Source organism: Pseudomonas sp. B111, assembly GCF_026428275.1.
Lineage (GTDB): Bacteria > Pseudomonadota > Gammaproteobacteria > Pseudomonadales > Pseudomonadaceae > Pseudomonas > Pseudomonas aeruginosa.
The window spans coordinates 3493553-3518244 of sequence record NZ_CP097857.1; the positions used below are offsets into that span (position 1 = coordinate 3493553).

General features: G+C 67.6%; 24 protein-coding genes. 15 read left to right on the forward strand and 9 right to left on the reverse strand.

Going from position 1 to position 24692, the window contains the following annotated elements; all coding sequences use genetic code 11:
* Positions 1–49 precede the first annotated feature (49 nt).
* Positions 50–1156, reverse strand: a complete 1107-nt coding sequence (locus tag M6E97_RS16175) for a WD40/YVTN/BNR-like repeat-containing protein (RefSeq protein WP_003109596.1) — start codon at positions 1154–1156, stop codon at positions 50–52.
* Between the two features lie 20 nt (positions 1157–1176).
* The gene (locus M6E97_RS16180) at positions 1177–1446 is read right to left on the reverse strand and encodes a MoaD/ThiS family protein (RefSeq protein ID WP_003086912.1); all 270 of its coding nucleotides are present in this window, start codon (positions 1444–1446) and stop codon (positions 1177–1179) included.
* A 257-nt stretch (positions 1447–1703) separates the two neighbouring features.
* Here M6E97_RS16180 and M6E97_RS16185 point away from each other — a divergent pair, with 257 nt between their 5' ends.
* The 3 genes from M6E97_RS16185 to M6E97_RS16195 all read left to right on the forward strand — a co-directional run bounded on the left by M6E97_RS16185 (position 1704) and on the right by M6E97_RS16195 (position 3960).
* Complete coding sequence (locus M6E97_RS16185) at positions 1704–2129, forward strand: YciI family protein (protein ID WP_003086910.1); 426 nt, start codon at positions 1704–1706, stop codon at positions 2127–2129.
* 36 nt (positions 2130–2165) lie between these two features.
* A complete protein-coding gene (locus tag M6E97_RS16190; protein WP_003082839.1) occupies positions 2166–2579 on the forward strand; it encodes a VOC family protein in 414 nt (137 codons plus the stop codon).
* Positions 2580–2748: 169 nt separating this feature from the next.
* Positions 2749–3960: an MFS transporter gene (locus tag M6E97_RS16195; protein ID WP_003145238.1), complete on the forward strand. Its 1212-nt coding sequence runs from the start codon at positions 2749–2751 to the stop codon at positions 3958–3960.
* A gap of 7 nt (positions 3961–3967) precedes the next feature.
* Here M6E97_RS16195 and M6E97_RS16200 read toward each other — a convergent pair whose 3' ends face one another.
* The 4 genes from M6E97_RS16200 to M6E97_RS16215 all read right to left on the reverse strand — a co-directional run bounded on the left by M6E97_RS16200 (position 3968) and on the right by M6E97_RS16215 (position 7004).
* The gene (locus tag M6E97_RS16200; protein WP_031631469.1) at positions 3968–5191 is read right to left on the reverse strand and encodes an RNA polymerase sigma factor; all 1224 of its coding nucleotides are present in this window, start codon (positions 5189–5191) and stop codon (positions 3968–3970) included.
* 17 nt (positions 5192–5208) lie between these two features.
* The gene (locus M6E97_RS16205) at positions 5209–5958 is read right to left on the reverse strand and encodes a DUF899 domain-containing protein (protein ID WP_003107663.1); all 750 of its coding nucleotides are present in this window, start codon (positions 5956–5958) and stop codon (positions 5209–5211) included.
* A 174-nt stretch (positions 5959–6132) separates the two neighbouring features.
* Entirely contained in the window at positions 6133–6483 is a 351-nt protein-coding gene (locus tag M6E97_RS16210) for a YciI family protein (protein WP_003082795.1), read from the reverse strand.
* Between the two features lie 182 nt (positions 6484–6665).
* Positions 6666–7004, reverse strand: a complete 339-nt coding sequence (locus M6E97_RS16215) for a hypothetical protein (protein WP_003112384.1) — start codon at positions 7002–7004, stop codon at positions 6666–6668.
* Between the two features lie 434 nt (positions 7005–7438).
* On the opposite strand from M6E97_RS16215, the gene M6E97_RS16220 reads away from it, so the two are divergent.
* A complete protein-coding gene (locus tag M6E97_RS16220) occupies positions 7439–8131 on the forward strand; it encodes a helix-turn-helix transcriptional regulator (protein WP_014603097.1) in 693 nt (230 codons plus the stop codon).
* A gap of 65 nt (positions 8132–8196) precedes the next feature.
* Positions 8197–9762 carry an aminotransferase class I/II-fold pyridoxal phosphate-dependent enzyme gene (locus tag M6E97_RS16225; protein WP_034005206.1) on the forward strand — a complete coding sequence of 522 codons (1566 nt, stop codon included), beginning with the start codon at positions 8197–8199 and terminating at the stop codon, positions 9760–9762.
* 10 nt (positions 9763–9772) lie between these two features.
* Here M6E97_RS16225 and M6E97_RS16230 read toward each other — a convergent pair whose 3' ends face one another.
* The 3 genes from M6E97_RS16230 to pagP all read right to left on the reverse strand — a co-directional run bounded on the left by M6E97_RS16230 (position 9773) and on the right by pagP (position 12894).
* A complete protein-coding gene (locus M6E97_RS16230; RefSeq protein WP_003133393.1) occupies positions 9773–11362 on the reverse strand; it encodes a RimK family alpha-L-glutamate ligase in 1590 nt (529 codons plus the stop codon).
* A gap of 183 nt (positions 11363–11545) precedes the next feature.
* Complete coding sequence (locus tag M6E97_RS16235; protein ID WP_003082773.1) at positions 11546–12340, reverse strand: SDR family NAD(P)-dependent oxidoreductase; 795 nt, start codon at positions 12338–12340, stop codon at positions 11546–11548.
* A 95-nt stretch (positions 12341–12435) separates the two neighbouring features.
* On the reverse strand, positions 12436–12894 hold the full coding sequence (pagP, locus tag M6E97_RS16240) for a palmitoyltransferase PagP (protein WP_003109244.1): 459 nt from the start codon (positions 12892–12894) through the stop codon (positions 12436–12438).
* A 451-nt stretch (positions 12895–13345) separates the two neighbouring features.
* Between pagP and M6E97_RS16245 the strand changes: the two genes are divergently transcribed.
* From M6E97_RS16245 to M6E97_RS16290, 10 genes are all read left to right on the forward strand, one after another.
* Positions 13346–14254 carry a glutamate/aspartate ABC transporter substrate-binding protein gene (locus tag M6E97_RS16245; RefSeq protein ID WP_003140367.1) on the forward strand — a complete coding sequence of 303 codons (909 nt, stop codon included), beginning with the start codon at positions 13346–13348 and terminating at the stop codon, positions 14252–14254.
* Positions 14255–14456: 202 nt separating this feature from the next.
* A complete protein-coding gene (locus tag M6E97_RS16250; protein ID WP_003082767.1) occupies positions 14457–15203 on the forward strand; it encodes an amino acid ABC transporter permease in 747 nt (248 codons plus the stop codon).
* A complete protein-coding gene (locus M6E97_RS16255) occupies positions 15200–15868 on the forward strand; it encodes an amino acid ABC transporter permease (RefSeq protein WP_003082765.1) in 669 nt (222 codons plus the stop codon). The genes M6E97_RS16250 and M6E97_RS16255 overlap by 4 nt, the downstream gene beginning before the upstream one ends.
* Positions 15865–16599 (forward strand): amino acid ABC transporter ATP-binding protein, encoded by a 735-nt coding sequence (locus tag M6E97_RS16260; RefSeq protein WP_003082761.1) that lies wholly within the window; start codon positions 15865–15867, stop codon positions 16597–16599. Before M6E97_RS16255 ends, M6E97_RS16260 begins: the two co-directional genes overlap by 4 nt.
* 77 nt (positions 16600–16676) lie before the next feature.
* Positions 16677–18350 carry a gamma-glutamyltransferase gene (ggt, locus tag M6E97_RS16265; protein ID WP_003086881.1) on the forward strand — a complete coding sequence of 558 codons (1674 nt, stop codon included), beginning with the start codon at positions 16677–16679 and terminating at the stop codon, positions 18348–18350.
* Between the two features lie 85 nt (positions 18351–18435).
* Positions 18436–19524, forward strand: a complete 1089-nt coding sequence (locus tag M6E97_RS16270) for an asparaginase (RefSeq protein ID WP_003109247.1) — start codon at positions 18436–18438, stop codon at positions 19522–19524.
* A 95-nt stretch (positions 19525–19619) separates the two neighbouring features.
* A complete protein-coding gene (locus M6E97_RS16275) occupies positions 19620–21521 on the forward strand; it encodes a sensor histidine kinase (RefSeq protein WP_033937654.1) in 1902 nt (633 codons plus the stop codon).
* A complete protein-coding gene (locus tag M6E97_RS16280) occupies positions 21518–22843 on the forward strand; it encodes a sigma-54-dependent transcriptional regulator (RefSeq protein WP_003086877.1) in 1326 nt (441 codons plus the stop codon). The genes M6E97_RS16275 and M6E97_RS16280 overlap by 4 nt, the downstream gene beginning before the upstream one ends.
* A 335-nt stretch (positions 22844–23178) precedes the next feature.
* Positions 23179–24291 carry an alkene reductase gene (locus M6E97_RS16285; RefSeq protein WP_003109249.1) on the forward strand — a complete coding sequence of 371 codons (1113 nt, stop codon included), beginning with the start codon at positions 23179–23181 and terminating at the stop codon, positions 24289–24291.
* A 194-nt stretch (positions 24292–24485) separates the two neighbouring features.
* Positions 24486–24692, forward strand: a complete 207-nt coding sequence (locus M6E97_RS16290) for a hypothetical protein (protein WP_003086874.1) — start codon at positions 24486–24488, stop codon at positions 24690–24692.

Here is a 24692-nt window from a genome sequence, read left to right on the forward strand (position 1 = left end):
AAACCCACGAACTTATGCAAGCGCGCCGAGGCTGTCCAGCGCCGCGCGCTCAGGCGAAGCGCACGCAGTAGATCGGCGGCAGGTTGGCGGAGAGCTGCTGCCAGTCCTCCCCGCCGTTCTCGCTGAGCCACAGGCCGCCGGTGGTCGAGCCCATGGCCAGGCGCTCGCCGCTGGGGTCGATGTCCAGGCCGTGGCGGTAGACCAGGTCGTAGGCCGGGCCGTCGGGCAGGCCGCGCTCGAGGGTCTCGAAGCTGCGGCCGCCGTCGCGGGTGCGGGTGACCACGAAACGGGCGTCCCTGGGAATGCGGCATTCGTCCTTGGTCGCCGGGACGAACCAGGCCGTGTCCGGCTGCCGCGGATGCACGGCGACGGCGAAACCGAAGCTGGACGGCTCGGCGACCACGCCCTGCCAATGCAGGCCGCCGTCGCGGGAACGGAAGATGCCGTTGTGGTGCTGCACCCAGAGGAACTCCGGGCGCGCCTGGCACTGCACCAGGCGGTGCGGGTCCTGGATCGCCGCCTCCTCGCTCTGCTCCGGCGGCATGTAGTCGGCGCGCATGCCTTTGGTGGTGCAGGTCCAGCTGCGGCCGTCGTCGTGGCTCTGCCAGACGCCGCCGCAGGACACCGCGACGGTGAGGTGGCGACTGTCGCGTGGGTCGACGCAGATGGAATGGATGCCGGGATGGTCGTAGCCGCCGCCGAACCACTGGGCGCGCTCGGGTCGTTCCCAGAGTTCGCGGTTGAGGCGCCAGCTGGCGCCACGGTCGTCGGAGCGGAACAGGCCGCCGGGGATGGTCCCGGCCCACAGCGTGCCGGGCCGGTCGGCGCCGCCTGGCTCGAGGATCCACAACTGCTGTAGCGACCAGGGTGGCTCCGCCGCCTGGCCTTCCAGCGGTTCGGCCGCTGGCGGCTGCGGCGGATAGACCGGCACCGCGCATTCCATCCAGTCCGTCGCGCCGGCGTCGCGACGCCACAGCTTGACGCCGAAATGGCCGAGGTTCAGCGCCGCGTAGAGCGCGCCGTCGCGCGGGTCGGCGAGGAGCATGCTCAGCGGCTCGCCGAGGAAGTGGCTGGCCATCGGCAGCCACTGGCCCGCCGCGTTGCGCCGCAGCTCGAACAGGCCCTTGCGGGTGCCGACATAGAGTCGCTCGCTCACCGGATGTCCTCCTCTGTTGGTCAACCGCCGCTCAGCGCCTGCACCACGTAGATCTCGCTATCGTCTTGGAGCGGATCGCCCAATCCCCGGCGATCGCGGACCTGCACGCCATCGACGAACAGCGCCACATGCCGGCGCAGACTGCCCTGGTCGTCGAGCAGGTAGCCGCGCAAGCGCGGCTCGCGGGCGAAGGCCGCCTGCAAGGCGGCGGCGACGGTGGCGGCGCCGACGTCCAGCGCGGGCATGGCGACATGCCGCTGGATGGCCGGGGCGAAGACGATACGGGGCATGCCGAGGCTCGCGGAAATGGTTCTGCTGGAACAGTGTAGAAGCCCTGCAGGCCACGGCTGGCGCGGCCCGCCCAGCGGTCGGCACACTCCGCAGCGACGCTCGTCGGCCATCCCGGCCGCTCGGCGCGGGCCTCCTATACTGCCCCGGCCAGCGAAAAAACCGCCGTCGCCTGTCGATCCGCCGGCCTGCCGTTCGACCAGTTCGGGAGGCGGGCCAGAACGGACCGTCATTGCGCAGAACAACAAGGAGAACGCAGATGAGATTCATGGTGATCGTCAAGGCCACCCAGGCTTCCGAAGCCGGCGAGATGCCCAGCGAGGAACTGCTCGCGGCGATGGGCCGCTACAACGAGGAACTGGTCAAGGCCGGGGTGATGCTCGCCGGCGAAGGGCTACAGCCCAGCGCCAAGGGCGCCCGGGTGCGTTTCTCCGGCAACGCGCGGACGGTGATCGACGGCCCCTTCGCCGAGACCCGCGAGCTGATCGCCGGTTTCTGGATGTTCCAGGTGGCCTCCCTGGAAGAGGCCATCGAGTGGGTCAAGCGATGCCCGAACCCATTCGACGGCGAATCCGAGATCGAGATCCGCCAGGTCTTCGAGGCCGAGGACTTCGGCGAGGAGTTCACCCCGGAACTGCGCGAGCGCGAGGAGCGCCTGCGCGCCGAGCTGGAAAAACGCAACTGAACCGCCCCGCACTCCGCCAAGAACGAGGAAAGCGCCATGCAAATCGTCCCCTACCTGATCTTCAACGGTAATTGCCGGGAGGCCTTCAGCTGCTACCACCAGCACCTGGGCGGCACCCTGGAGGCCATGCTGCCGTTCGGCGACAGCCCCGAGTGCGGCGACATCCCGGCCGACTGGAAAGACAAGATCATGCACGCACGGCTGGTGGTCGGCAGCTTCGCCCTGATGGCCTCGGACAATCACCCGGCCTATCCCTACGAAGGCATCAAGGGCTGTTCCATCAGCCTCAACGTCGACAGCAAGGCCGAGGCCGAGCGCCTGTTCAACGCCCTCGCCGAGGGCGGCTCGGTCCAGATGCCGCTGGGCCCGACCTTCTGGGCGGCGAGCTTCGGCATGTTCACCGACCGCTTCGGCGTGGCCTGGATGGTCAACTGCGAGCAGGACCGGTAGCGTCCGCTACGCGGGCCCGCCGCCAGGTGAATCGGCGGCGGGCCCGCGTTCCGCTGTGCGCGAGTCGCGATCGATAGACGCACTGCCGCGATAATTTAAGTTGCATTTTAAAACCAAAATTCCTAGCCTCCGCCTTAGTTTCATATTGAAACCTTACGGAGCGCTTCGCATGCCATCCTCGCCATCCTCCCTCCCCTCCGCGCTGGTGCTGCTGTTCGCCGTCGCCTGCGGTCTCAGCGTGGCCAACGTCTATTACGCCCAGCCGCTGCTGGACGTCCTCGGTGCCGAGTTCGCCATCGGCCAGGCCGGGGTCGGCCTGCTGTTCGGCGCGACCCAGGCCGGTTGCGCCCTGGCGCTGCTGCTGGTGGTGCCGCTGGGCGACCTGCTGGAGCGGCGCCGGCTGATGTTCGTCCAGCTCCTGCTGCTGGTGCTGTCGCTGCTGCTGGTGGGCTTCGCCGGCGATACCCTCGGCCTGGCGCTGGGGCTGCTCGGACTGGGCCTGCTCGGCACCGCCATGACCCAGGGACTGCTGGCCTACGCCGCGGCGCTGGCGGCGCCTGGCGAGCGCGGGCGGGTGGTCGGCGCGGCGCAGGGCGGCGTGGTGATCGGCCTGCTGCTGGCGCGCAGCCTGGCCGGGCTGCTCGCCGACCTCGGCGGCTGGCGCAGCGTCTACCTGGTCTCGGCAGCGAGCATGGGCGGGCTTGGCCTGCTGCTCTGGCGGGTACTGCCGGCGGCGCCGAGCAACGAACTGGGGCTGTCCTACCGGCAGCTGCTCGGCTCGATGTTCGGCCTGCTGGCGAGCCAGCGCGTGCTGCAGGTGCGCGGCCTGCTCGGGCTGTTGATGTTCGCCGCCTTCGGGGTGTTCTGGAGCAGCCTGGTATTGCTGCTCGGCGCGCCGCCGTATTCGCTGTCGCACAGCGCCATCGGCGCCTTCGGCCTGGTCGGCGCGCTCGGCGCGCTGGGCGCGGCGCGGGCCGGCAGCCTGGCCGATCGCGGCCACGCCCAGGCGCTCAGCGGCGGCGCCCTGCTGCTGTTGCTGCTGTCCTGGCTGCCGCTCGCCCTCGGCGCGCATTCGCTGGCGGCGCTGATTCTCGGCGTGCTGCTGCTCGATCTCGCCGGCCAGGCGATCCATGTGCTCAACCAGAGCCTGGTCTTCGCCATCGACCCGCGCGCCCACAGCCGCCTGGTGGGTTGCTACATGCTGTTCTACGCCGCCGGCAGCGGCCTCGGCGCCAGCGCCGGCACCGCCATGTACGCCTGGGCCGGCTGGGACGCGGTGAGCCTGCTCGGCGCGGCGATCAGCCTGGCGGCCCTGGCGTTCTGGTGGTTCACCCGCGGCGTTGGCGGCGAAGCGCGGACGGCCTGCGCCAACGGCGCCTGAGCCGGCCTCAATCGAGTTCGCGCAGGCGCTGCTCGATGAAGCGCCGCTCCGGCTCCTGGCGCGCCAGGGCCAGCGCCGCGCGGTAGGCCTCGCGGGCCTCGCGGCGGCGACCGAGACGGCGGCAGAAGTCGGCGCGCGCCGAGTGCGCCAGGTGGTAATCGGCCAGTTCACCCCGCGCCAGCAACGCATCGACCGCGGCCAGCCCGACCTCGACGCCATCGCACATGGCCAAGGCCACGGCGCGGTTGAGTTCGATCACCGGCGATGGCGCCAGGCGCAGTAGCGCGTCGTAGAGGGCGACGATCCGTGCCCAGTCGGTGTCCTCGGCGCGCGGCGCCTGGGCGTGCACCGCGACGATGGCCGCCTGCAGGGTGTAGGCCCCGAAACGGCGGCTGGCCAGGGCCCGCTCGACCAGGCCGAGCCCCTCGACGATCAGTCCACGATCCCACAGCGCGCGGTCCTGCTCGTCGAGCCGCACCAGTTCGCCGCTGGCCGAGGTCCGCGCCTGGCGCCGCGAGTCGTGCAGCAACATCAGGGCGAGCAGGCCGAGGGCCTCGGGGTCGGGCAGCAGTTCGACCAGCAGGCGGCCGACGCGGATCGCCTCGCCGCTGAGATCGGCGCGGGTCAGGCTGGTGCCGGTGGAAGCCGAGTAGCCCTCGTTGAACACCAGGTAGATCACTTGCAGGACGTTGCCCAGCCGCTCGGGGAGTTCCTCCAGGGTCGGTACCTGGTAGGGAATCCGGGCCTCGCGGATCTTGTTCTTGGCCCGCACGATGCGTTGGGCGATGGCGCTGGGCGCGGCGAGGAAGGCGCGGGCTATCTCCTCGGTGCGCAGGTCGCAGACCTCGCGCAGGGTCAGCGCCACCTGTGCCTCGGGGGTCAGCGCCGGGTGGCAGCAGGTGAAGATCAGGCGTAGCCGGTCGTCTTCCACCGCATCGCCCTCCTCCGCCGGCGCCTCGGCCTGCTCTTCCAGTTGCTCGGCGAGCAGTCGCTGCGAGGCGTCGAAGCGCGCTCGCCGGCGCAGGTTGTCGATGGCCTTGAAGCGCCCGGCGGAAACCAGCCAGGCGCGCGGGTTGCGCGGGATACCGTCGCGCGGCCACTGCTCGACGGCGGCGATGAAGGCGTCGTGCAAGGCTTCCTCGGCCAGCTCGAAATCGCCGAGCAGGCGGATCAGGGTCGCCAGCACGCGCCGCGACTCCTCGCGGTACAGTGCCTCGATGCGGCTGCGCAACGGCTCGCCGTGCTCCCTCAATGGCTGGCCTGCGCGTGGCAGCAGGCGCTTTTCGGCGCCTCGTCGTAGCGGTCGTGGTGACGCAGCCAGTCCATGATCGCGTCCTCGTTGCGCCCCTTGGGCGTCAGGTCGAGGAAGTTGTAGGTGGTGAGCAGGATGTCGAGGCCGCGCGCATAGGCCGAATAGGTGTGGAACACCTCGCCCGCCGGATTGCGCAGGAACACGCTGGCACCCGGCATTTCCTCGCCGGCGTCGGGGGTCGGCTGGTAGTTGTAGTCGACGCTGCCGGCGGCCAGTTGCGCCTTGTCGAAGGACACCCCGAAGTCACGGTTGAAATCGCTGCCGTACGAGGAGTACCAGTCGAAACGCCAGCCCATGCGCCGGCGGAACGCCTGGAACTCCTCCAGGGGCGCGCGCGATACCGCCACCAGGCTGACGTCGTGGTGCGCCAGGTGCCGGTTGGCGCCGTCGATGTGGTCGGCGAGGAACGAACAGCCGACGCAGCCTTCGCTCCAGCCCGGCGCGAACATGAAGTGGTAGACGATTAGCTGGCTATTGCCGCCGAACAACTCGGCCAGCGAACGCTCGCCGCGCTCGCCCTGGAAGCGGTAGTCCTTGTCCACCCTGACCCAGGGCAGTTCGCGTCGTTCGGCGGCGACCTGGTCGCGCAGGCGGGTGAGTTGCTTTTCCCGCGCCAGCAGACGGCGACGGGCGTCCAGCCATTGTTCCCGGTTGCTCACCGGGTGGTCCTGCAAAGAAGGATTCATTGCCGATTCTCCACGGAAATTCTCGGTTTTCCAGCCTGCCCGGGGTCGTTCCGCCAGCGGCGCCGGCGCCCGGTCGCCAGGGCGAAGCCGGCCAGCGAAGCGCCGCCGGCGCACAGCAGGGACAGGGATGCGATGCACAGGGGGCACATGCTTCACCTCCGGCGCCGGGCGCCCTCACTCCCATTCCTTGACCGGTCGCACTTCGACGCAGCCGAGCCGTCCCGGCGGAATCTTCGCGGCGATCTGCAGGGCCTGGTTGAGGTCGCGCGCCTCGATCAGGTAGAAACCGCCGAGTTGCTCCTTGGTCTCGGCGAACGGCCCGTCGGTCATCGCCAGCCGCCCGCCCTGGTGGCGCAGGGTGGTGGCGGTCTGCACCGACTGCAGGGCGTGCGAGGCGATGTAGTGGCCGGCCTTGCCCAACTGGTCGGAGTAGGTCATGCACTCGTCGACGATGGCGGCAAGCTCCTCGGCCGGCACGGCGGCCAGCTTCGCTTCGTCGAAATAGATCAGGCAGAGGTATTTCATGGCGGTGGGCTCCTGGTGCGGATCGACGATCCGTTCGTTCGGTAGTCGCCCGGCGAGGGCGCCTTTCGACAGCGGCGGGGAAAAAAGCCCGCGGCGCGGACGAACGGTCGGCGCTCGCCGTGGAACGCCGCCGACCGCAGCACAAGCCTAGACCCGCCCGGCCACCGGGCGCGGGCCGTCGGTCAGGGCTGGCGCGGTGCGTAGGGATTCAGGCGGGGATCGCGCAGCGGGCTTTCCCGGGTCGGCCCGGGATCGTCCTGGCGCAGGCGGAGACTGCCGTTGCCGATCTTCAAGCCGTCCTTGGTCGTCGCCTCCCCGTCGGCGCTGGCCGCGTCGCTGCCCGGCAGGTCCGGCTCGGCGGCCTCCGGTTGCGGCTGTGGCGCGCTGCCCATGGGCAACGGCGCGACCGGCGGCGCGGCGGGCAAGGCTGCCGGCAGCTCGTCCGGCAGGGGCGCGGCGAGGGTCGGTTGGCCCAGGCCGGCGAGCACCATGGCCAGGAGCAGGAAAAGCACACGCGACATGACAAAGCCTCGATAGGCCTCGGGACTTCCACCATAGCCGCGCAACGGCCCCGGCGAGCGAAGTACGGACCAGCGGCATCGCGCATTGGAAAAAGGGAATTCCTGGAATTGTTCGATAGGACCCTGGCCACCTCCGTCAGCTGTCAATCGACTTTTCGAACAACGCGCCCGCCCCCTATTAGAACAGCGCAAAAAAACTCGATCAAAAGTACAGCCTGAGCATGAGGTCGCGGATATAACCTGAAATCGAATTGCGCCCCGGCGTAGTTGCTCCGGTAACACTTCGCAGACGCAGGAGTCGAACGCCACCGAAAAGAAGATAGCACTTGCCAGAGAAACTTCCGCAGGACCCAACGAACATCCCGGCACGCACTCGCCTCGCCATCTTTCTTCCATTCAAAGACCCGCCCACATGTAAATGAGTGGAGTAGCCAATGACGCTATTGGATATCGAAAAGCTGCTGGACATGACTCACCACATGTCGGTGCACATTCCCATCGAACTGATCATTTCCTGGGAGCAGAGCGAAGAGGCCTGGAGTGTGAAAGACAACTGTCTCAACTTCGTCTATGTCAATCGTCGCTATACCGAACTGATCACCCCGCGGTTCGGCCAGAAGAACTCCCTGCTGTCCCCCTTCAGTGCCAGCATCGAAGAGCACGACAAGCTGGTCATCCAGACCGGCAAGCGCATCGAGGCCCTGGCGCTGCTCAGGCCGGACGACCATCCGGCGCCCTGCTGCCTGTACTTCGAGCGCATGCCGCTGTATGACCGGCGCGGCAACCGCATCGGGGTGATCGCCCATGCCAAGACCCTGACCTCGGTCGCCCCGCGCGGCTTCATCGCCACCGACGGCATCGGTACCTTCACCTTCACGCCCCCCTCGGAGTTGTTCACCTCGCGCGAATGGGACGTGATCTACCTGCTGCTTTCCGGTCTCTCGGAAAAAGAAATAGCCGAACAGATCAGCCGCTCCCTGAGTACCGTCAAGTTTCACAAGAGCAACATCTTCCAGAAGGTCGGTTGCAGTTGCATCGGCGCCTTCAAGGCACTCGCCCGGCAAAAGAAGTGGAACTTCTATATCCCGCCGACCTTCGCCAGCGCCAAGTACATCATCAATCACTAGTCGCGCCTCGCGAGAGCCTTCGGCGTGCCGGGCGACGCTTTTGCCGGCAAAACCGAGCGGTTCGAATGGACAAGGACAACAGCATGTCTCGAAACAATCCTTCGCGTCATTCAATACTCGTCACTTCCAACATAAACGCGGCCAATGATGCGAATCGTCTTTCCGAGCTTTGTCGACAACTGGAAATACGCGGCTATCGGCTCTTCCAGGCGCCAAGCCGCAAGGTCGCCCTGGATTTTCTCGGCAACGCCGCGCACCCCGCCGGCATCCTCCTGCTCGTCGCGGAGCCGACAGGCGAGAACGAGGCCGCACAATTGTCGGCCCTCGATGAACTCCGCCAGGTCGCGCCGTCCATCCCGCTGTTCCTGTTGTTTCGTCAACTGCGCATCGAGCAGTTGTCCAGCCAGCTACTGGACGAGGTCCAGGGATGCTTCAACCTGGCCGCCGGCCCCGCACGCTTCATCGCCGAGCGCATCGACAGCGACCTGCGCGAATGGCGCGCCCCGGCGGGCCCCAGGCGGCTGCGCGACTATGCCCCGCCGGTCCCGCGCACGCCGGTGAGCGCCCGCTACAACGGCCGCGCACGCCTCGATCTGGCGCCGGCCAAGCAGTGGCGGATCGGCTCGGGGAGCACCGCGGAGCGCCTGGCGACGCCGCTGAACGACCTCTCCACGGCCTACCGCAAGACGTCCGCAGGAGCCCCGGCGGCGCACGCCGGCGACATCGCCGAGGCCTTTCGCCGGGCGCTCTGGGAAGCCGCCGCGCGGCTCGCCAGGGAGGATGGCGATACGTGGTTCTTCGAGATACTGCGGGGCAACCCGGGGCCTGGCATCGAGGCCGGCCGGGAGACGCCGGCGAAGCGCTGGCACGGGCTCGCCGAGACACTCGACAGCAGTCCTCGGCTGGACCCGCTGCGCGTCGCCCTGAGCGCCCCCGGCCTCGATTCGCGCGGTCGCCCGGCCAGCTTCGGAGTACCCGCCGCGGTGGTCTGCCGCTACCTGCGCCGGCACGGCATCGCCCCGTTGCGCACCGGCGACTATCGCTTCCTGCTGCTGTTTCCCCAGGGCGCCAGGGCGGAACACGCGCAGCCGCTGGTGGACAGGCTGTGCGAATTCAAGCGCCGGCACGACGACGATGCGCCGCTGAAGCAGGTGTTGCCGGAGTTGCTCGACAGCTCGCCGCTGTACCGCTACATCGGCCTGCGCGAACTCTGCGCGATGATCCACGAGGCCAGCCTGCGGCTGCACCTGACCGCTCTCGCCGACGCCGCCGCCAGGGCTGCCGGCCACGCCGCGCTGGCGCCGGCCACGGTCTATGGGCACCTGGTCAGGGACGAAACCGAAGCGGTGGCGATCGACAGGCTCGGCGGCCGTGTGGTCGCCAGCCTGGTCGGCGTCCATCCGGCGGCCGCGCCGCTGCTGTTGCCCGGCGAACGGGTGGCCGAGGAATCGCCGGCGCTGATCGACTACCTGCTGGCCTTGCAGGCCTTCGGCGAGCACTTTCCCGGTTTCGCTCCCGAGTTGCAGGGCATCGAGATCGATGAGCGCGGCCGCTACCGGGTCCGTTGCGTCAGGCCGGCCGCCCTCGCCCGCGGCTCCGGCCTGCGCCTGGCCACGCGCCGGCCGGACTGAGGCGCGCCGCTCAGCGCAGCGCCTTGCTCAACTGGCCACGGTGCTTGAGTTCCAGGCGCTGGACGAAGGCCTGGAGGATGCGCCGGTAGAGTTCGTCGCCGAGCTGGCCGTCCTCGATGCCGGCATCGATATTCGGGTTGTCGTTGACCTCGATGACCAGCACCTTGTCGCCGGCCTGCTTCAGGTCCACCCCGTAGAGGCCGTCGCCGATCCGCCCGGCGGCCTCCAGGGCCAGCTCCAGCACCGCCGGCGGCACCTGCTCCAGCGGCACGGCGCGGCACTCGCCGTTGACGTCCTGGCCGTCGGCCTTGTGGTTGTAGATCTGCCAGTGGCCGCGCGACATGAAGTACTGGCAGGCGTACAGCGGTTGGCGGTCGAGCACGCCGATGCGCCAGTCGTACTCGGTGTAGAAGAACTCCTGGGCCAGCAACAGGACCGAGCGCTCGAACAGCTCGCTCGCCGCCGCCAGCAGTTCGCTGTCGTCGTTGACCTTGACCACGCCACGGGAGAAGCAGCCATCGGGAATCTTCAGCACCAGCGGGAAGCCCAGGCGCCGGGCCACCCGCTGCCAGTCCTGCGGGCGTTCCTTGTAGAGGATCTCGGTGAGCGGCATGCCCAGTTGCCGGCAACCGAGCAGGTCGGCCAGGTAGACCTTGTTGGTGCAGCGCAGGATCGATGCCGGGTCGTCCATCACCACCAGGCCTTCGCGCTCGGCCTTCTCGGCGAAGCGATAGGTATGGTGGTCGACCCGGGTGGTCTCGCGGATCAGCAGGGCGTCGAACTCGGCCAGGCGCGCGTAGTCCTTGCGTCCGATCAGTTCGACGTCGATGCCGAGGCTGGCGCCGACCCGTACGAAGTTGGCCAGCGCCTGCGGGTTGGACGGCGGCAGCGCTTCGTCGGGATCGTGCAGGATCGCCATGTCGTAGCGTGCCACCCGCCGCGAACGCGGCATGCGCCAGGCGCGCCGGCTGAAACCGTCGAGGGCATCGGCGAAGACATCCTCCTGGTCGCTGCGCAAGCGGTTCAGCACGCCAGGGCGCACGCCCTCGATATGCCAGCCCTGCTGGCGACGGAACTCCACCAGCAGGATCGGGCAGGGAAAGGCTTCGAACAACTGGCGCGCGAGGTCGGCCAGCGGCTCGAACTCGGTATGGCCGAAATACAGGGTCAGGGTGAAGCCGTCGGTGGCGCCATAGGGCGTACGGCACAGCGCCTTGTCCAGGGCCTTGTCGAGGCCGCCCAGGGCCAGCCCGTACACCGACTTGCGAGCCAGTTCGCTGATGCAGCGCAGCGACGGGATCACCCGGTGGCCGCGGGCCTCGGCCAGCAGCGAACAGTAGTAGCCGAGGCCGAGGTACTTGTAGCCGCGGCACAGGTTGATCACCTGCACGCGGCGGCCGCCGTGGTCGCGCGCCGATTGCTCGAGGTATTCCTGGGCGGTGAGTACTTCCTCGCTGGGCAGGTAGGAGGCCCAGTCCTCGCGTCGCTCGACGACGATCATCAGGCGGCTGCCGAGGTCGGCGAGAGCCGGCGGTCGGGGTTGCTCGACGGGGGTCATGCGGAGCGACCCGTCGAGGGTGGCTAACGAGGCTGCTGACATGAGTGGCGGTATCCTCTGAATGACGGTACCTGCCGTTCTAGACCTGCCGGCGCCTCCTGTCGCGCCTCGTTACGCAAGCTTTACGAGCGCCGCCGCCAGACGCCGGCGCGGCAACCGGCCAGGGCCGCCGGGTACCGCGCCGCGAGTGCCGAGGAGCATTTTTACGCTGGCGTTGCGCGCTCGTCAGGCCAGGCTGTCGAGCACCCCGCCGTCGACCCGCAGGGCCGCGCCGGTGGTCGCCGAGGCCTGGGTCGAGCAGGTGTAGACCACCAGGTTGGCGACTTCCTCGGGCGTCGCCAGGCGCTGGATGATCGAACTGGAACGGTGCTGCCGGACAAAGGCGGTGCCGGCCTCTTCTATGCTCTGCCCGGCCTTCTGCGCATCCTCGCGAAGCATCTCGGCGACGCCTTCGGTGAGGGTCGGTCCGGGCAGCACCGCATTCACCGTCACCCCGGTGCCGGCCAGGCGCTTGGCCAGGCCGCGCGACACCGAGAGGTTGGCGGTCTTGCTGAAGCCGTAGTGGATCATGTCCGCCGGGATGTTCAACGCCGATTCCGAAGACAGGAACACCACTCGCCCCCAACCCCGCTCGACCATTCCCGGGACGTAGGCGCGGGCCAGGCGTACCCCGGACATCACGTTGACCTCGAAGAAGCGGCTCCACTCGGCGTCCTCGATGTCGAAGAAGTCCTTCAGCTCGAAGATGCCCAGGTTGTTGACCAGGATGTCCGCCTTCGGCTCGGCCGCAACGAAAGCCGCGCAGCCTTCCGCCGTGCCCAGGTCGCCGGCGACGCCGCGTACCCTGGCATCCGGCTGGCCGTTCCGGATCGCCGCGATCGCACGGTCCACCGCCGCCTGGCTGCGTCCGTTGACCACCACGGTGGCGCCGGCGGCGGCGAGGCCGCTGGCGATGGCGAAGCCGATGCCGGCGGTGGAACCGCTGACGATTGCCAGTTTGTCGCTCAGATCGATCTGCATGGGAGTCTCCTGTCGAGTGACGAACCGCTCAGGAACGCGGCTCGGGGAACAGACGACAGCCTAGACCAGCCAGCGTTCCGTGCCCGCCCTGGGCCTCAGAGACGCAGGCCGAGGTTGATCATCGCCGCCGAATTGCCGAGCAGCACCAGCTCGCTGCCCAGCGGGCCGAAGCGAACGCCCACCGAGGGGATGATCGCCGGCGCGACGCCGAAGCGGTTCAGCGGGATCTTGTCGCGGTATTCGCCGCGATAGCCCTGCAACAGGCCGCCGGTGAGCTTCAGGTAGACCGGGTGGCTGTCACTGTCGAAGCGCTTGCCCAGGTAGGCGTAGTTGGAGCGCTGGCTGAACGAGTTGCGGAAGGTCGCGCCGCCGGCCAGCACGCCATCGGCGCGGTTGTATTCGAGGCCGAGCAGGTCCTGGTGATTGTTGTGTTCCGGATCCGGGTTGAAATGCCGGGTGTAGACGCTGGTCTGCAGGTACCAGAAGTCGCCGTCGTCGGCAGCCCAGGCAGGTGCGGCGAGCACGGCCAGCAGGCTCAGGATGAGATAGCGCATGGGGACTCCAGGCGGCCGTCGCCAGGTAAGAAAGGCAAGACGTGACGGCTTGCGCCTCGCAGCGTGAATTCTGCTGAACCCGGCCTGAATCGGGCCTGAACGAAGCCTGAACAATTTCTGAACGAACCGTCAGAAAAACCCGGAATGGCTCAAGAACGGACCTCGGCGAAACGTTCGGAAAACCGAACGCCATGCCCCGAAAATATTCGGAAGAGCGGACGAAAGGCCATTTCGGGGCATTTTCATCCAAATTTAATTTCTTTTACTTTCAAATATTTAGGCTAAAAAAAGCCGGATTTCATAAGCTGGCATGCATCCTGCCACTACACTGTTCGGCAAGCACGATACTCTCGTGGCTTCCCCCGCCGGGGAAAACCGCGAAACACCCTGTCCCGGAGAGGCCAGGCGCTCGCGGCTCAATAAAAATCAAAACAAGTCGAGGAAGAAATTCATGCGTATCGCTCCCAGTCTGCTGAGCACCGCCATCGTGGCCGCTCTGTTGTCCGCTCCGGTCGTCGCTGACGAGCTCACCGGCACGCTGAAGAAGATCAAGGACACCGGCACCATCACCCTCGGTCACCGTGACGCTTCGATTCCCTTCTCCTACCTCGGCACCGAGCCGGGCAAGCCGATCGGCTACTCCCACGACCTGCAACTGAAAGTGGTCGAGGCGGTGAAGAAGGAACTCAACCTCCCCGACCTGAAGGTCCGCTATAACCTGGTCACCTCGCAGACCCGCATCCCGCTGGTGCAGAACGGCACCGTGGACATCGAGTGCGGCTCTACCACCAACAACGAAGAGCGCCAGAAGCAGGTCGACTTTTCCGTCGGCATCTTCGAGGTCGGCACTCGCCTGCTGTCGAAGAAGACCGCCAACATCAAGGACTTCGACGACCTCAAGGGCAAGAACGTGGTGACCACCGCCGGCACCACCTCCGAGCGCCTGCTCAAGGCCATGAACGCGGACAAGAAGATGGGCATGAACATCATCTCCGCCAAGGACCACGGCGAGTCCTTCATGATGCTCGAATCCGGCCGCGCGGTGGCCTTCATGATGGACGACGCGCTGCTCTACGGCGAAATGGCCAAGGCCAAGAAGCCGGACGACTGGGTCGTCGGTGGCACCCCGCAGTCCTTCGAGATCTACGGCTGCATGGTGCGCAAGGGCGACGCGGCGTTCAAGAAAGTGGTCGACAAGGCCATCACCGATACCTACGCCTCCGGCGAGGTCAACAAGATCTACGACAAGTGGTTCACCCAGCCGATCCCGCCGAAGGGCCTGAACCTCAACTTCCCCATGAGCGAAGAGCTGAAGAAGCTGATCGCCAGCCCGACCGACAAGGCCGCCGAGCAGATGTAACGAGCGCCAGGCGTTCCTCCCGGAGCGCCAGCGCTTCGCGCGTCGCCCCCGCCTCGCGGCGGGGCCTCGGGGACGCGGGAGGGGCCTGCCCCTCCCCAGCCGTCTCCCCCGGAAGAGCAGCGCCGCCGGCCCGCACGGCCGCGCCGGCGCCTGCCTTCCCCGCCAGTGTCTGCAACCGATTGAACCGAGGGGAAACCCCAACATGAATTACAACTGGGACTGGGGCGTGTTCTTCAAGTCCACCGGGATCGGCAGCGAAACCTACCTCGACTGGTACATCGCCGGTCTGGGCTGGACCATCGCCATCGCCCTGGTCGGCTGGATCATCGCCCTGGCGCTGGGCTCGCTGCTCGGCGTCATGCGCACCGTGCCGAACCGCCTGGTATCGGGGATCGCCACCGCCTACGTGGAAATCTTCCGCAACGTGCCGCTGCTGGTGCAGCTGTTCATCTGGTACTTCCTGGTACCCGACCTGCTGCCCGAGGGCCTGCAGACCTGGTTCAAGCAGGACCTCAACCCGACTACCTCGGCCTACCTCAGCGTGGTCGTCTGCCTCGGCCTGTTCACCGCCGCGCGGGTCTGCGAGCAGGTGCGCACCGGCATCCAGGCGCTGCCCTACGGGCAGACCTCGGCGGCCCGCGCGATGGGCTTCCGCCTGCCGCAGATCTACCGCCACGTGCTGCTGCCGCAGGCCTTCCGGATCATCATCCCGCCGCTGACCTCGGAGTTCCTCAACATCTTCAAGAACTCCTCGGTGGCGTCGCTGATCGGCCTGATGGAGCTGCTGGCGCAGACCAAGCAGACCGCCGAGTTCTCCGCCAACCTGTTCGAGGCCTTCACCCTGGCCACGCTGATCTACTTCACGCTGAACATGAGCCTGATGCTGATCATGCGCCTGGTGGAGAGAAAGGTCGCCGTACCGGGCCTGATCTCCGTAGGAGGTAAATGATGGACTTCAGTGGAATCGTTCCCGCCCTGCCGAGCCTCTGGGAAGGCATGCTGATGACCCTCAAGCTGATGGTCCTCGGCGTCCTCGGCGGCGTCGCGCTGGGTACCGTGCTGGCGCTGATGCGGCTGTCGCACAGCAAGTTGCTGTCGAACATCGCCGGCTTCTACGTCAACTACTTCCGCTCGATCCCGCTGCTGCTGGTGATCACCTGGTTCTACTTCGCGGTGCCCTTCATCCTGCGCTGGATCACTGGCGAGGACACCCCGGTGGGGGCGTTCACCTCCTGCCTGGTGGCCTTCATGATGTTCGAGGCGGCCTACTACTGCGAGATCGTCCGCGCCGGCATCCAGGCCATCCCGAAAGGCCAGATGGGCGCCGCCCAGGCACTGGGCATGACCTACGGGCAGACCATGCGCCTGGTGATCCTGCCGCAGGCGTTCCGCAAGATGACCCCGCTGCTGCTGCAACAGAGCATCATCCTGTTCCAGGACACCTCGCTGGTCTATACCGTCGGCCTGATGGACTTCCTCAATTCGGCCCGTTCGCGCGGCGACATCATCGGCCAGGCCAACGAGTTCCTGATTTTCGCCGGCCTGGTCTACTTCGTCGTAAGCTTCACCGCCTCGTTCGCCGTCAAACGTCTGCAGAAAAGGTTAACCGTATGATTTCCATCAAGAATGTCAGCAAGTGGTATGGCGACTTCCAGGTCCTGACCGACTGCTCCACCGAGGTTGCGAAAGGCGAAGTGGTGGTGGTCTGCGGGCCGTCCGGCTCGGGCAAGTCGACCCTGATCAAGTGCGTCAACGCACTGGAACCCTTCCAGAAGGGCGACATCGTCGTCGACGGCACCTCCATCGCCGATCCGAAGACCAACCTGCCCAAGCTGCGCTCGCGGGTCGGCATGGTGTTCCAGCATTTCGAGCTGTTCCCCCACCTGAGCATCACCGAGAACCTGACCATCGCGCAGATCAAGGTGCTCGGCCGCAGCAAGGAAGAAGCCACCAAGAAGGGCCTGGCCCTGCTCGAGCGCGTCGGTCTCAAGGAGCACGCGCACAAGCACCCCGGCCAGCTCTCCGGCGGCCAGCAGCAGCGCGTGGCGATCGCCCGCGCGCTGGCGATGGACCCGGTGGTGATGCTGTTCGACGAGCCGACCTCGGCGCTCGACCCGGAAATGGTCAACGAAGTGCTCGACGTGATGGTCCAGCTGGCCCACGAAGGCATGACCATGATGTGCGTGACCCACGAGATGGGCTTCGCGCGCAAGGTCGCCAACCGGGTGATCTTCATGGACCGCGGGCAGATCGTGGAAGACTGCGAGAAGGAGGAGTTCTTCGGCGACGTCAGCGCCCGCTCCGAACGCGCCCAGCAGTTCCTCGCCAAGATCCTCCCGCACTGATGTACCCGCCCTCGCCGGCCCGCCCGGCGGGGGCCTGCTCCACCCTCGCCTGCGATAACAATAAATAGGGAAAGCCCATGCAACCTGTGCTCTTCAGAACCCTGTCCCTCGGCGTCGCCATTGCCGCCGCATCCTCCTCGGCCTTCGCCGCCACGCTCGACGGCGGCGCCGTCGCCGCGCCCGACGAGTACGGCGCCAAGGTCGCCGCGCAGATCCTCAAGGCCGGCGGCAACGCGGTGGACGCCGCGGTGGCCACCGCCTTCACCCTGGCGGTCACCTACCCCGAGGCCGGCAACATCGGCGGCGGCGGCTTCATGACCCTGTACATGGACGGCAAGCCGTACTTCCTCGACTACCGCGAGGTGGCGCCGAAGGCCGCGAGCAAAACCATGTACCTGGACGACAAGGGCGAGGTGATCGAGAACCTCAGCCTGGTCGGCGCCAAGGCCGCCGGCGTGCCGGGCACCGTGATGGGCCTCTGGGAAGCCCACAAGCGTTTCGGCAAGCTGCCCTGGAGCGAGCTGCTGACCCCGGCCATCGGCTACGCGCAAAAGGGCTTCAAGGTCGCCGACAAGCAGTTCCAGTACCGCCAGGACGCCGTCGCGCTGTTCAACGGCAAGACCAACTTCGGCGACTACTTCGGCCACATGAAGGCCGGCGAGGCGTTCCTCCAGCCGGACCTGGCGAAGACCCTGGAGCGTATCGCCGACAAGGGCCCGGACGAGTTCTACAAAGGCCATACCGCCGACCTGCTGGTGGCACAGATGCAGCAGGACAAGGGACTGATCACCCACCAGGACCTCGCCGACTACAAGGTCAGGTGGCGCGAACCGATGCGCGTCGACTGGCAGGGCAACACGCTCTATACCGCGCCGCTGCCAAGCTCCGGCGGGATCGCCCTGGCCCAGTTGCTGGGCATCAAGGAAAACCGTGCCGCCGACTTCAAGGGCGTCGAGCTGAATTCCGCGCGCTACATCCACCTGCTGGCGGAGATCGAGAAACGCGTGTTCGCCGACCGCGCCGACTACCTCGGCGACCCGGACTTCTCCAAGGTCCCGGTGGCGCGCCTGACCGATCCGGCATACCTGAAGCAGCGTGCCGCCGAGGTCAACCCGACGGCGATCTCGCCGACCGAGAAGGTCCGTCCCGGCCTGGAACCGCACCAGACCACGCACTTCTCCATCGTCGACGCCGACGGCAACGCGGTGAGCAACACCTACACCCTCAACTGGGACTTCGGCAGCGGCGTGGTGGTCAAGGGCGCCGGCTTCCTGCTCAACGACGAGATGGACGACTTCAGCGCCAAACCGGGCGTGGCCAACGCCTTCGGCGTGGTCGGCAGCGACGCCAACGCCATCGAGCCGGGCAAGCGCATGCTCTCCTCGATGAGCCCGAGCATCGTCACCCGCGACGGCAAGGTCAGCCTGGTGGTCGGCACGCCCGGCGGCTCGCGGATCTTCACCTCGATCTTCCAGGTGCTGAACAACATCTACGACTTCCACCTGCCGCTGGAGAAGGCCGTGGCCGCGCAGCGCGTGCACCACCAGTTGCTGCCCAAGGACACGATCTACTACGACGCCTACGCGCCGCTCGCCGGCAAGGTCGCCGAGGAGCTGAAGGCGATGGGCTACACCCTGGAGGACCAGGGCTGGAACATGGGCGATATCCAGGCCATCCGCGTCGACGGCAAGGCCCTGGAGACCGCCTCCGATCCCCGTGGCCGCGGCGTCGGCCTGGTGGTGAAACCCTGACAGGACGGCGGGCGGCCGACGCCGCCCGCGCCTGATTGCGTGCAACGACGATAACCCTACCAACCTACCGACACGAGATATCGCCATGAAGCCATTGCTCCACGCGTTCGCCCCCGGTGTTATGGCCCTGATGCTCCTGCTGCCGCAGGCCGCCCAGGCCAAGGAAGTCGCACCGCAACAGAAACTGTCCAACGTGGTCATCCTGGCCACCGGCGGTACCATCGCCGGCGCCGGCGCCAGCGCCGCCAACAGCGCCACCTACACCGCCGCCAAGGTGCCGGTCGACCAACTGCTGGCCAGCGTGCCGCAGCTCAAGGACATCGCCAACGTCCGCGGCCAACAGGTGTTCCAGATCGCCTCGGAAAGCTTCACCAACGAGAACCTGCTGGAACTGGGCAAGACCGTCGCCAAGCTGGCCGATAGCGACGACGTCGACGGCATCGTGATCACCCACGGTACCGACACCCTGGAAGAGACCGCCTACTTCCTGACCCTGGTCGAGCACACCGAGAAGCCCATCGTGGTGGTCGGCTCGATGCGCCCGGGCACCGCGATGTCCGCCGACGGCATGCTCAACCTGTACAACGCCGTGGCGGTGGCCGGCGACAAGTCGGCACGCGGCAAGGGCGTGCTGATCACCATGAACGACGAGATCCTCTCCGGCCGCGACGCGAGCAAGATGGTCAACATCAAGACCGAAGCGTTCAAGAGCCCGTGGGGCCCGCTGGGCATGGTGGTCGAGGGCAAGAGCTACTGGTTCCGCGCACCGGTGAAGCGGCACACGGTGAACTCCGAGTTCGACATCAAGCAGATCTCCGCGCTGGCTCCGGTGGAAATCGCCTACAGCTACGGCAACGTCAGCGACACCGCCTACAAGGCCCTGGCCCAGGCCGGCGCCAAGGCGATCATCCATGCCGGCACCGGCAACGGCTCGGTGCCCGCGCGCGTGGTGCCGACCCTGCAGGAACTGCGCAAGCAGGGCGTGCAGATCATCCGCTCCTCGCACGTCAATGCCGGCGGCTTCGTCCTGCGCAACGCCGAGCAGCCGGACGACAAGAACGACTGGATCGTCGCCCACGACCTGAACCCGCAGAAGGCGCGCATCCTGGCCGCGGTCGCGATGACCAAGACCCAGGACAGCAAGGAGCTGCAACGGATCTTCTGGGAATACTGAGTGAACCCTTCCGGCGCCGCCTGCCGGCCGTGCCGGAAAACCGCCCGCTCCGCCGCCCATCGTGGCGGCGGGCTGGCCTAGCCGCGACGACTGTGATGGAATCCCCCGACCCGCCCTGCAGCGTACCTCCGTCACTGACCGTGAAGCCCCGCCTCGTCCGCCAGTTGCTGCTCCCCATTCCCCTGCTCCTGCTGATGCTCGGCTTCGGCTACGGCGGCTACCGGGTCAGCGAGAGCGCCGGCATCCGTGCCCTCGCCGAGAATGGCGAACGCCAGCTGGAGCTGCATGCGCGGACGGTCGAGAGCGAGATCAGCAAGTACACCTACCTGCCCAGCCTGCTGGAGCTGGAGCGCAGCGTCAGCCACCTGCTCACCGACCCGACGCCATACCGGCGCAACCAGGTCAACGCCTACCTCGAAGGCCTCAATCGCCGCGCCGGCAGCCGCGCGGTGTACCTGTTGGACACCAACGGTCGGGTCCTGGCCACCAGCAACTGGAGCGACCCGGACAGCTACCTCGGCGAGGACCTGTCGTTCCGCGCCTACTGGCAGGACGCGATGAAGGGCAAGCCGGGCCGCTTCTACGGCATCGGCAGCACCCGCGGCGAGCCGGGCTACTACCTGGCCCACGGCCTGGTCCACGGCGGCCGGATCATCGGCGTGGCGGTGGTCAAGGTGAAGATGGACGCCCTCGAGGAGCGCTGGGAGAAGGCGCGCCTGGAAGCCTTCGTCAGCGACGAGAACGGCATCATCATCCTCTCCAGCAACCCTGCCCTGCGCCTGAAGGCGGTGCGCTCCCTGAGCGCCGACGACAAGGAGCGCCTGGCGCGCAGCATGCAGTACTACTGGTGGGCGCTGAACGAGTGGCAGCCGCTGCTGCGCGAGCCGCTGGCCGCCGGAGTGGAGAAGCTCAGTTTCCCCGCCGATGAGCAGTACCCGCGCGGCGAAGCGGTCACCTACCTGGCGCAGACCCGCGCGCTGAATGACACGCCGTGGAACCTGACCCTGCTCAGCCCGCTGGAAGACCTGCGCCGCGACGCGGTGCGCAACGGCATGCTGGCCGCCATCGGTTTCGCCCTCCTGGCATTCCTGCTGATCGCCTGGAACGAGCGGCGCAAGGTACTCGCCACCCGCCTCGCCGCGCGCGAGGCGCTGCAACGGGCCAACGGCGAGCTGGAAGTGAAGATCGCCGAACGCACCGCCGACCTGCAGGCCAGCAACGCACGCCTGACCGCCGAGATCCACGAGCGCCAGCAGGCCGAGGACACCCTGCGCAAGGCCCAGGACGAACTGGTCCAGGCCGGCAAGCTGGCGGTGATCGGGCAGATGTCCACCAGCATCGCCCACGAACTCAACCAACCGCTGGCGGCGCTGCGTACGCTGTCCGGCAACACCGTGCGCTTCCTCCAGCGCGGCAAACTGGAGACCGCCAGCACCAACCTCGCCACCATCAACGAACTGGTCGACCGCATGGGCCGCATCACCGCCAGCCTGCGTGCCTTCGCCCGGCGCAGCGACGACGCCGGCCAGGCCAGCCTGGCCAAGGCGGTGGACGCGGCGCTGCTGATCCTGCACGGGCGCCTGGAGCAGGACCCGCCGACCCTGCACCGGCATTTCGACGACGTGCGCCTGGGCATCGACCAGACCCGCCTGGAGCAGATCCTGGTCAACCTGCTGGCCAACGCCCTCGACGCCATGAGCGGGCAGGCCGACCGCCAGCTCTGGCTGGAAGGCCGGCGCGAGGAGGAGCGCTACGTCCTGCGCGTGCGCGACAACGGCCCCGGTATCCCGCCGGCGGCGCGCGTCCACCTGTTCGAACCCTTCTTCACCACCAAGCCCGGCGAACATGGCCTGGGCCTCGGCCTGACCCTCTCGGCCAGCCTGGCCACCGCCGCCGGCGGCAGCCTCAGCGTGCAGCACCCCGAAAGCGGCGGAACCGCCTTCGAGCTGAGCCTGTCCCTGGTTCCCGATTCCCCGACTGCGAGTCCCGCCCGATGAACGAGCCGCTTTCCGTCCTGATCGTCGAAGACGATCCGCATGTCTTGCTCGGCTGCCAGCAGGCGCTGGAGCTGGAGGACATCCCCTGCATCGGCGTCGGCAGCGCCGAGGAGGCGCTGCAACGGGTCGACCGCGACTTCGCCGGCATCGTCGTCAGCGACATCCGCCTGCCCGGCATCGACGGCCTGACCCTGCTGGAGCGTCTCAAGGCCCTCGACCCGAGCCTGCCGGTGGTGCTGATCACCGGTCACGGCGACATCTCCATGGCGGTACAGGCGATGCACGCCGGCGCCTACGACTTCATGGAGAAGCCCTTCTCTCCGGAACGCCTGGTCGAGGTCGCCCGCCGCGCCCTGGAGCAGCGCGGGCTGGCCCGCGAGGTCAGCGCGCTGCGTCGCCAGTTGGCCGGCCGCCAGGACCTGGCGCAACGGATCATCGGCCGCTCGCCGGCGATCCAGGCGTTGCGCGAGCTGATCGCCAACGTCGGCGACACCTCGGCCAACGTGCTGATCCTCGGCGAGACCGGCACCGGCAAGGAGCTGGTGGCGCGTTGCCTCCACGACTACAGCCGGCGCCACCAGCATGCCTTCGTCGCGCTGAACTGCGGCGGCCTGCCGGAGAACCTGTTCGACAGCGAGATATTCGGCCACGAGGCGCACGCCTTCACCGGTGCCAACAAGCGGCGGATCGGCAAGATCGAGCATGCCAACGGCGGCACGCTGTTCCTCGACGAGATCGAGAGCATGCCGGTCAACCTGCAGATCAAGCTGCTGCGGGTGTTGCAGGAACACACCCTGGAACGCCTCGGCTCGAACCAGTCGATCCCGGTGGACTGCCGGGTGATCGCGGCGACCAAGGCGGACCTCGCCGCCATGGGCAAGAGCGGCCAGTTCCGCAGCGACCTCTACTACCGGCTCAACGTGGTGAGCCTGGAACTGCCGGCACTGCGCGACCGCCGCGAGGACATCCTGCTGCTCTTCGAACACTTCCTCCAGCAATCCTCGCTCCGCTTCGACCGCCCCGCGCCGGAACTCGACCGTGCCACCGTGGCCAGCCTGATGGCCCACGACTGGCCGGGCAACGTACGCGAACTGCGCAACGTCGCCGAACGCTTCGCCCTCGGCCTGCCGGTGTTCAACAAGGGCGGCCAGGCCGTACAGACCGGCGGCCCGCGCTTCGCCGAAGCGGTGGAGGCATTCGAGAAGGCCCTGCTCGGCGACGCCCTGGCCCGCCACCACGGCAACCTGACCCAGGCCAGCCAGGACCTGGGCATGGCCAAGACCACGCTGTTCGACAAGGTGAAGAAGTACGGCCTGCAATAGGCCGGAGCGCCCTCTTCGCCCTGCCCGCCTGGCGTGGGGCGCAGGACGCGATGCTTCATCCGGCATTTCTCACCCGCCTGCGATTCCGCTCGGCGGATAACGCCGGGGGCGTTATTCGCCCTACCCGCCTGACGCAGCGCGTCATAGGCCATTCCTCCTCCCTCGGTGCGCCCTACCCGCCGGTGTCGGGAACGCGCTATCCGGGCATTCATGAATTGAACTCAAGTGTCATTTTCCCCGGCAGCGGTTTTTCGCACGAATCGTTCCGCCAATAATGCGCTCACCTTCTTCCAGCGCGCCGCGCCACGGCCGGCCTCACGAGCGAGATCGCCATCATGCTGTTCAGCCCCTATGCCCTTGGCCACCTGACCCTCCCCAATCGCATCGTCATGCCGCCGATGACCCGTTCCCGCGCCGCCAGTGGTGAAGTCGCCACCGCGCTGATGGCCGAGTACTACAGCCAGCGCGCCGGCGCCGGCCTGATCGTTTCCGAAGGCACCCAGATCAGCCGGCAGGGCCAGGGCTACGCCTGGACACCGGGCATCCACAGCGCCGAGCAGGTCGCCGGCTGGCGCCAGGTCACCGACGCGGTGCACGCCGCCGGCGGGCGCATCTTCGCCCAGCTCTGGCACGTCGGCAGGGTCTCGCACACCTCGCTGCAACCGGGCAACGCCGCCCCGGTGTCCTCCTCGGCGCTGGTGGCCGAAGGCGTGAAAGTCTTCGTCGATCCCCAAGGCCGCGGAGCGCAGGCCGGCGGCGGCGAGATGGTCCAGCACTCGGCGCCGCGCGCGCTGGCCGTGGAGGAAATCCGGGAGATCGTCGCCGACTATGCCCAGGCCGCACGCAACGCCCTCGACGCCGGCTTCGACGGGGTCGAGCTGCACGGCGCCAACGGCTACCTGATCAACCAGTTCATCGACTCCCAGGCCAATGCGCGCAACGACCAATACGGCGGCTCGCTGGAGAACCGCCTGCGCTTCCTCCGCGAAGTCGCCGAGGCGGTCACCGCGGTGGTCGGCAGGGAGCGCATCGGCGTGCGCCTGGCGCCGCTGACCACCCTGCAGGGCGCGGTCGACGACACCCCGCAAGCCACCTACCTGGCCGCGGCGCGGCTACTGGACGAGATCGGCGTAGCCTACATCCACATCGCCGAGGCCGACTGGGAAGACGCCCCGGCCATGCCGGCGGCGTTCAAGGAAGCGTTGCGCATCGTCTACCGTGGCAGCCTGATCTACTCCGGCATGTACACCAAGGCGCGCGCCGAGGAAGCCCTGGCCAGGGGCTGGGCCGACCTGGTCGGCTTCGGCCGGCCGTTCATCGCCAACCCTGACCTGCCCTACCGCCTGGAGCACGACCTGGCGCTGGCCGACGGCGACCGCTCGACCTACTTCGGTGGCGGCGCCGCCGGCTACACCGACTACCCGAGCCTGCCGCAGGCGGCCGGTTGAACCCCCTAGCCGACCGGACCGCGAGCGCGCGGCCGGTTGGCGAAACATGCCGCCACAACCTCGCCTTTGGTCGACTAGAACCCACGGCTGGCGGGACCTAGACTCAATTCGCCAGATATTCATTATTAATAGGCCTGATTTCCTGGACAGGGGGGACCACCGATAGCATCGAGGAACATTTCGAGGAATCCGCCATGAGCAAGTCCCTGATCGTCTCCCTGGCCGCCAGCCTGGTCGTCCTGGCCGGTTGCGCCAACCCGCCGCGCAGCGTCGAGCGCCCCTACAGCGACGCCGAAATCAAGTCCTACGCCCTCGACAGCCTGGAACGCAGCGACCTCTCGCCGAAGCGCCTCGACCAGTACCGCAGCGTGCTCGGCACGCCGCACCGGCAGACCCTCTAG

Bases quoted from the DNA above. Each gene is read 5' to 3' on its own strand.
- M6E97_RS16180 (WP_003086912.1), bottom strand. From the start codon at position 1,446: ATGCCCCGTATCGTCTTCGCCCCGGCCATCCAGCGGCATGTCGCCATG.
- M6E97_RS16185 (WP_003086910.1), top strand. From the start codon at position 1,704: ATGAGATTCATGGTGATCGTCAAGGCCACCCAGGCTTCCGAAGCCGGC.
- M6E97_RS16190 (WP_003082839.1), top strand. From the start codon at position 2,166: ATGCAAATCGTCCCCTACCTGATCTTCAACGGTAATTGCCGGGAGGCC.
- M6E97_RS16195 (WP_003145238.1), top strand. From the start codon at position 2,749: ATGCCATCCTCGCCATCCTCCCTCCCCTCCGCGCTGGTGCTGCTGTTC.
- M6E97_RS16205 (WP_003107663.1), bottom strand. From the start codon at position 5,958: ATGAATCCTTCTTTGCAGGACCACCCGGTGAGCAACCGGGAACAATGG.
- M6E97_RS16210 (WP_003082795.1), bottom strand. From the start codon at position 6,483: ATGAAATACCTCTGCCTGATCTATTTCGACGAAGCGAAGCTGGCCGCC.
- M6E97_RS16215 (WP_003112384.1), bottom strand. From the start codon at position 7,004: ATGTCGCGTGTGCTTTTCCTGCTCCTGGCCATGGTGCTCGCCGGCCTG.
- M6E97_RS16220 (WP_014603097.1), top strand. From the start codon at position 7,439: ATGACGCTATTGGATATCGAAAAGCTGCTGGACATGACTCACCACATG.
- M6E97_RS16225 (WP_034005206.1), top strand. From the start codon at position 8,197: ATGGACAAGGACAACAGCATGTCTCGAAACAATCCTTCGCGTCATTCA.
- M6E97_RS16230 (WP_003133393.1), bottom strand. From the start codon at position 11,362: ATGTCAGCAGCCTCGTTAGCCACCCTCGACGGGTCGCTCCGCATGACC.
- M6E97_RS16235 (WP_003082773.1), bottom strand. From the start codon at position 12,340: ATGCAGATCGATCTGAGCGACAAACTGGCAATCGTCAGCGGTTCCACC.
- pagP (WP_003109244.1), bottom strand. From the start codon at position 12,894: ATGCGCTATCTCATCCTGAGCCTGCTGGCCGTGCTCGCCGCACCTGCC.
- M6E97_RS16245 (WP_003140367.1), top strand. From the start codon at position 13,346: ATGCGTATCGCTCCCAGTCTGCTGAGCACCGCCATCGTGGCCGCTCTG.
- M6E97_RS16250 (WP_003082767.1), top strand. From the start codon at position 14,457: ATGAATTACAACTGGGACTGGGGCGTGTTCTTCAAGTCCACCGGGATC.
- M6E97_RS16255 (WP_003082765.1), top strand. From the start codon at position 15,200: ATGATGGACTTCAGTGGAATCGTTCCCGCCCTGCCGAGCCTCTGGGAA.
- M6E97_RS16260 (WP_003082761.1), top strand. From the start codon at position 15,865: ATGATTTCCATCAAGAATGTCAGCAAGTGGTATGGCGACTTCCAGGTC.
- ggt (WP_003086881.1), top strand. From the start codon at position 16,677: ATGCAACCTGTGCTCTTCAGAACCCTGTCCCTCGGCGTCGCCATTGCC.
- M6E97_RS16270 (WP_003109247.1), top strand. From the start codon at position 18,436: ATGAAGCCATTGCTCCACGCGTTCGCCCCCGGTGTTATGGCCCTGATG.
- M6E97_RS16275 (WP_033937654.1), top strand. From the start codon at position 19,620: ATGGAATCCCCCGACCCGCCCTGCAGCGTACCTCCGTCACTGACCGTG.
- M6E97_RS16280 (WP_003086877.1), top strand. From the start codon at position 21,518: ATGAACGAGCCGCTTTCCGTCCTGATCGTCGAAGACGATCCGCATGTC.
- M6E97_RS16285 (WP_003109249.1), top strand. From the start codon at position 23,179: ATGCTGTTCAGCCCCTATGCCCTTGGCCACCTGACCCTCCCCAATCGC.
- M6E97_RS16290 (WP_003086874.1), top strand. From the start codon at position 24,486: ATGAGCAAGTCCCTGATCGTCTCCCTGGCCGCCAGCCTGGTCGTCCTG.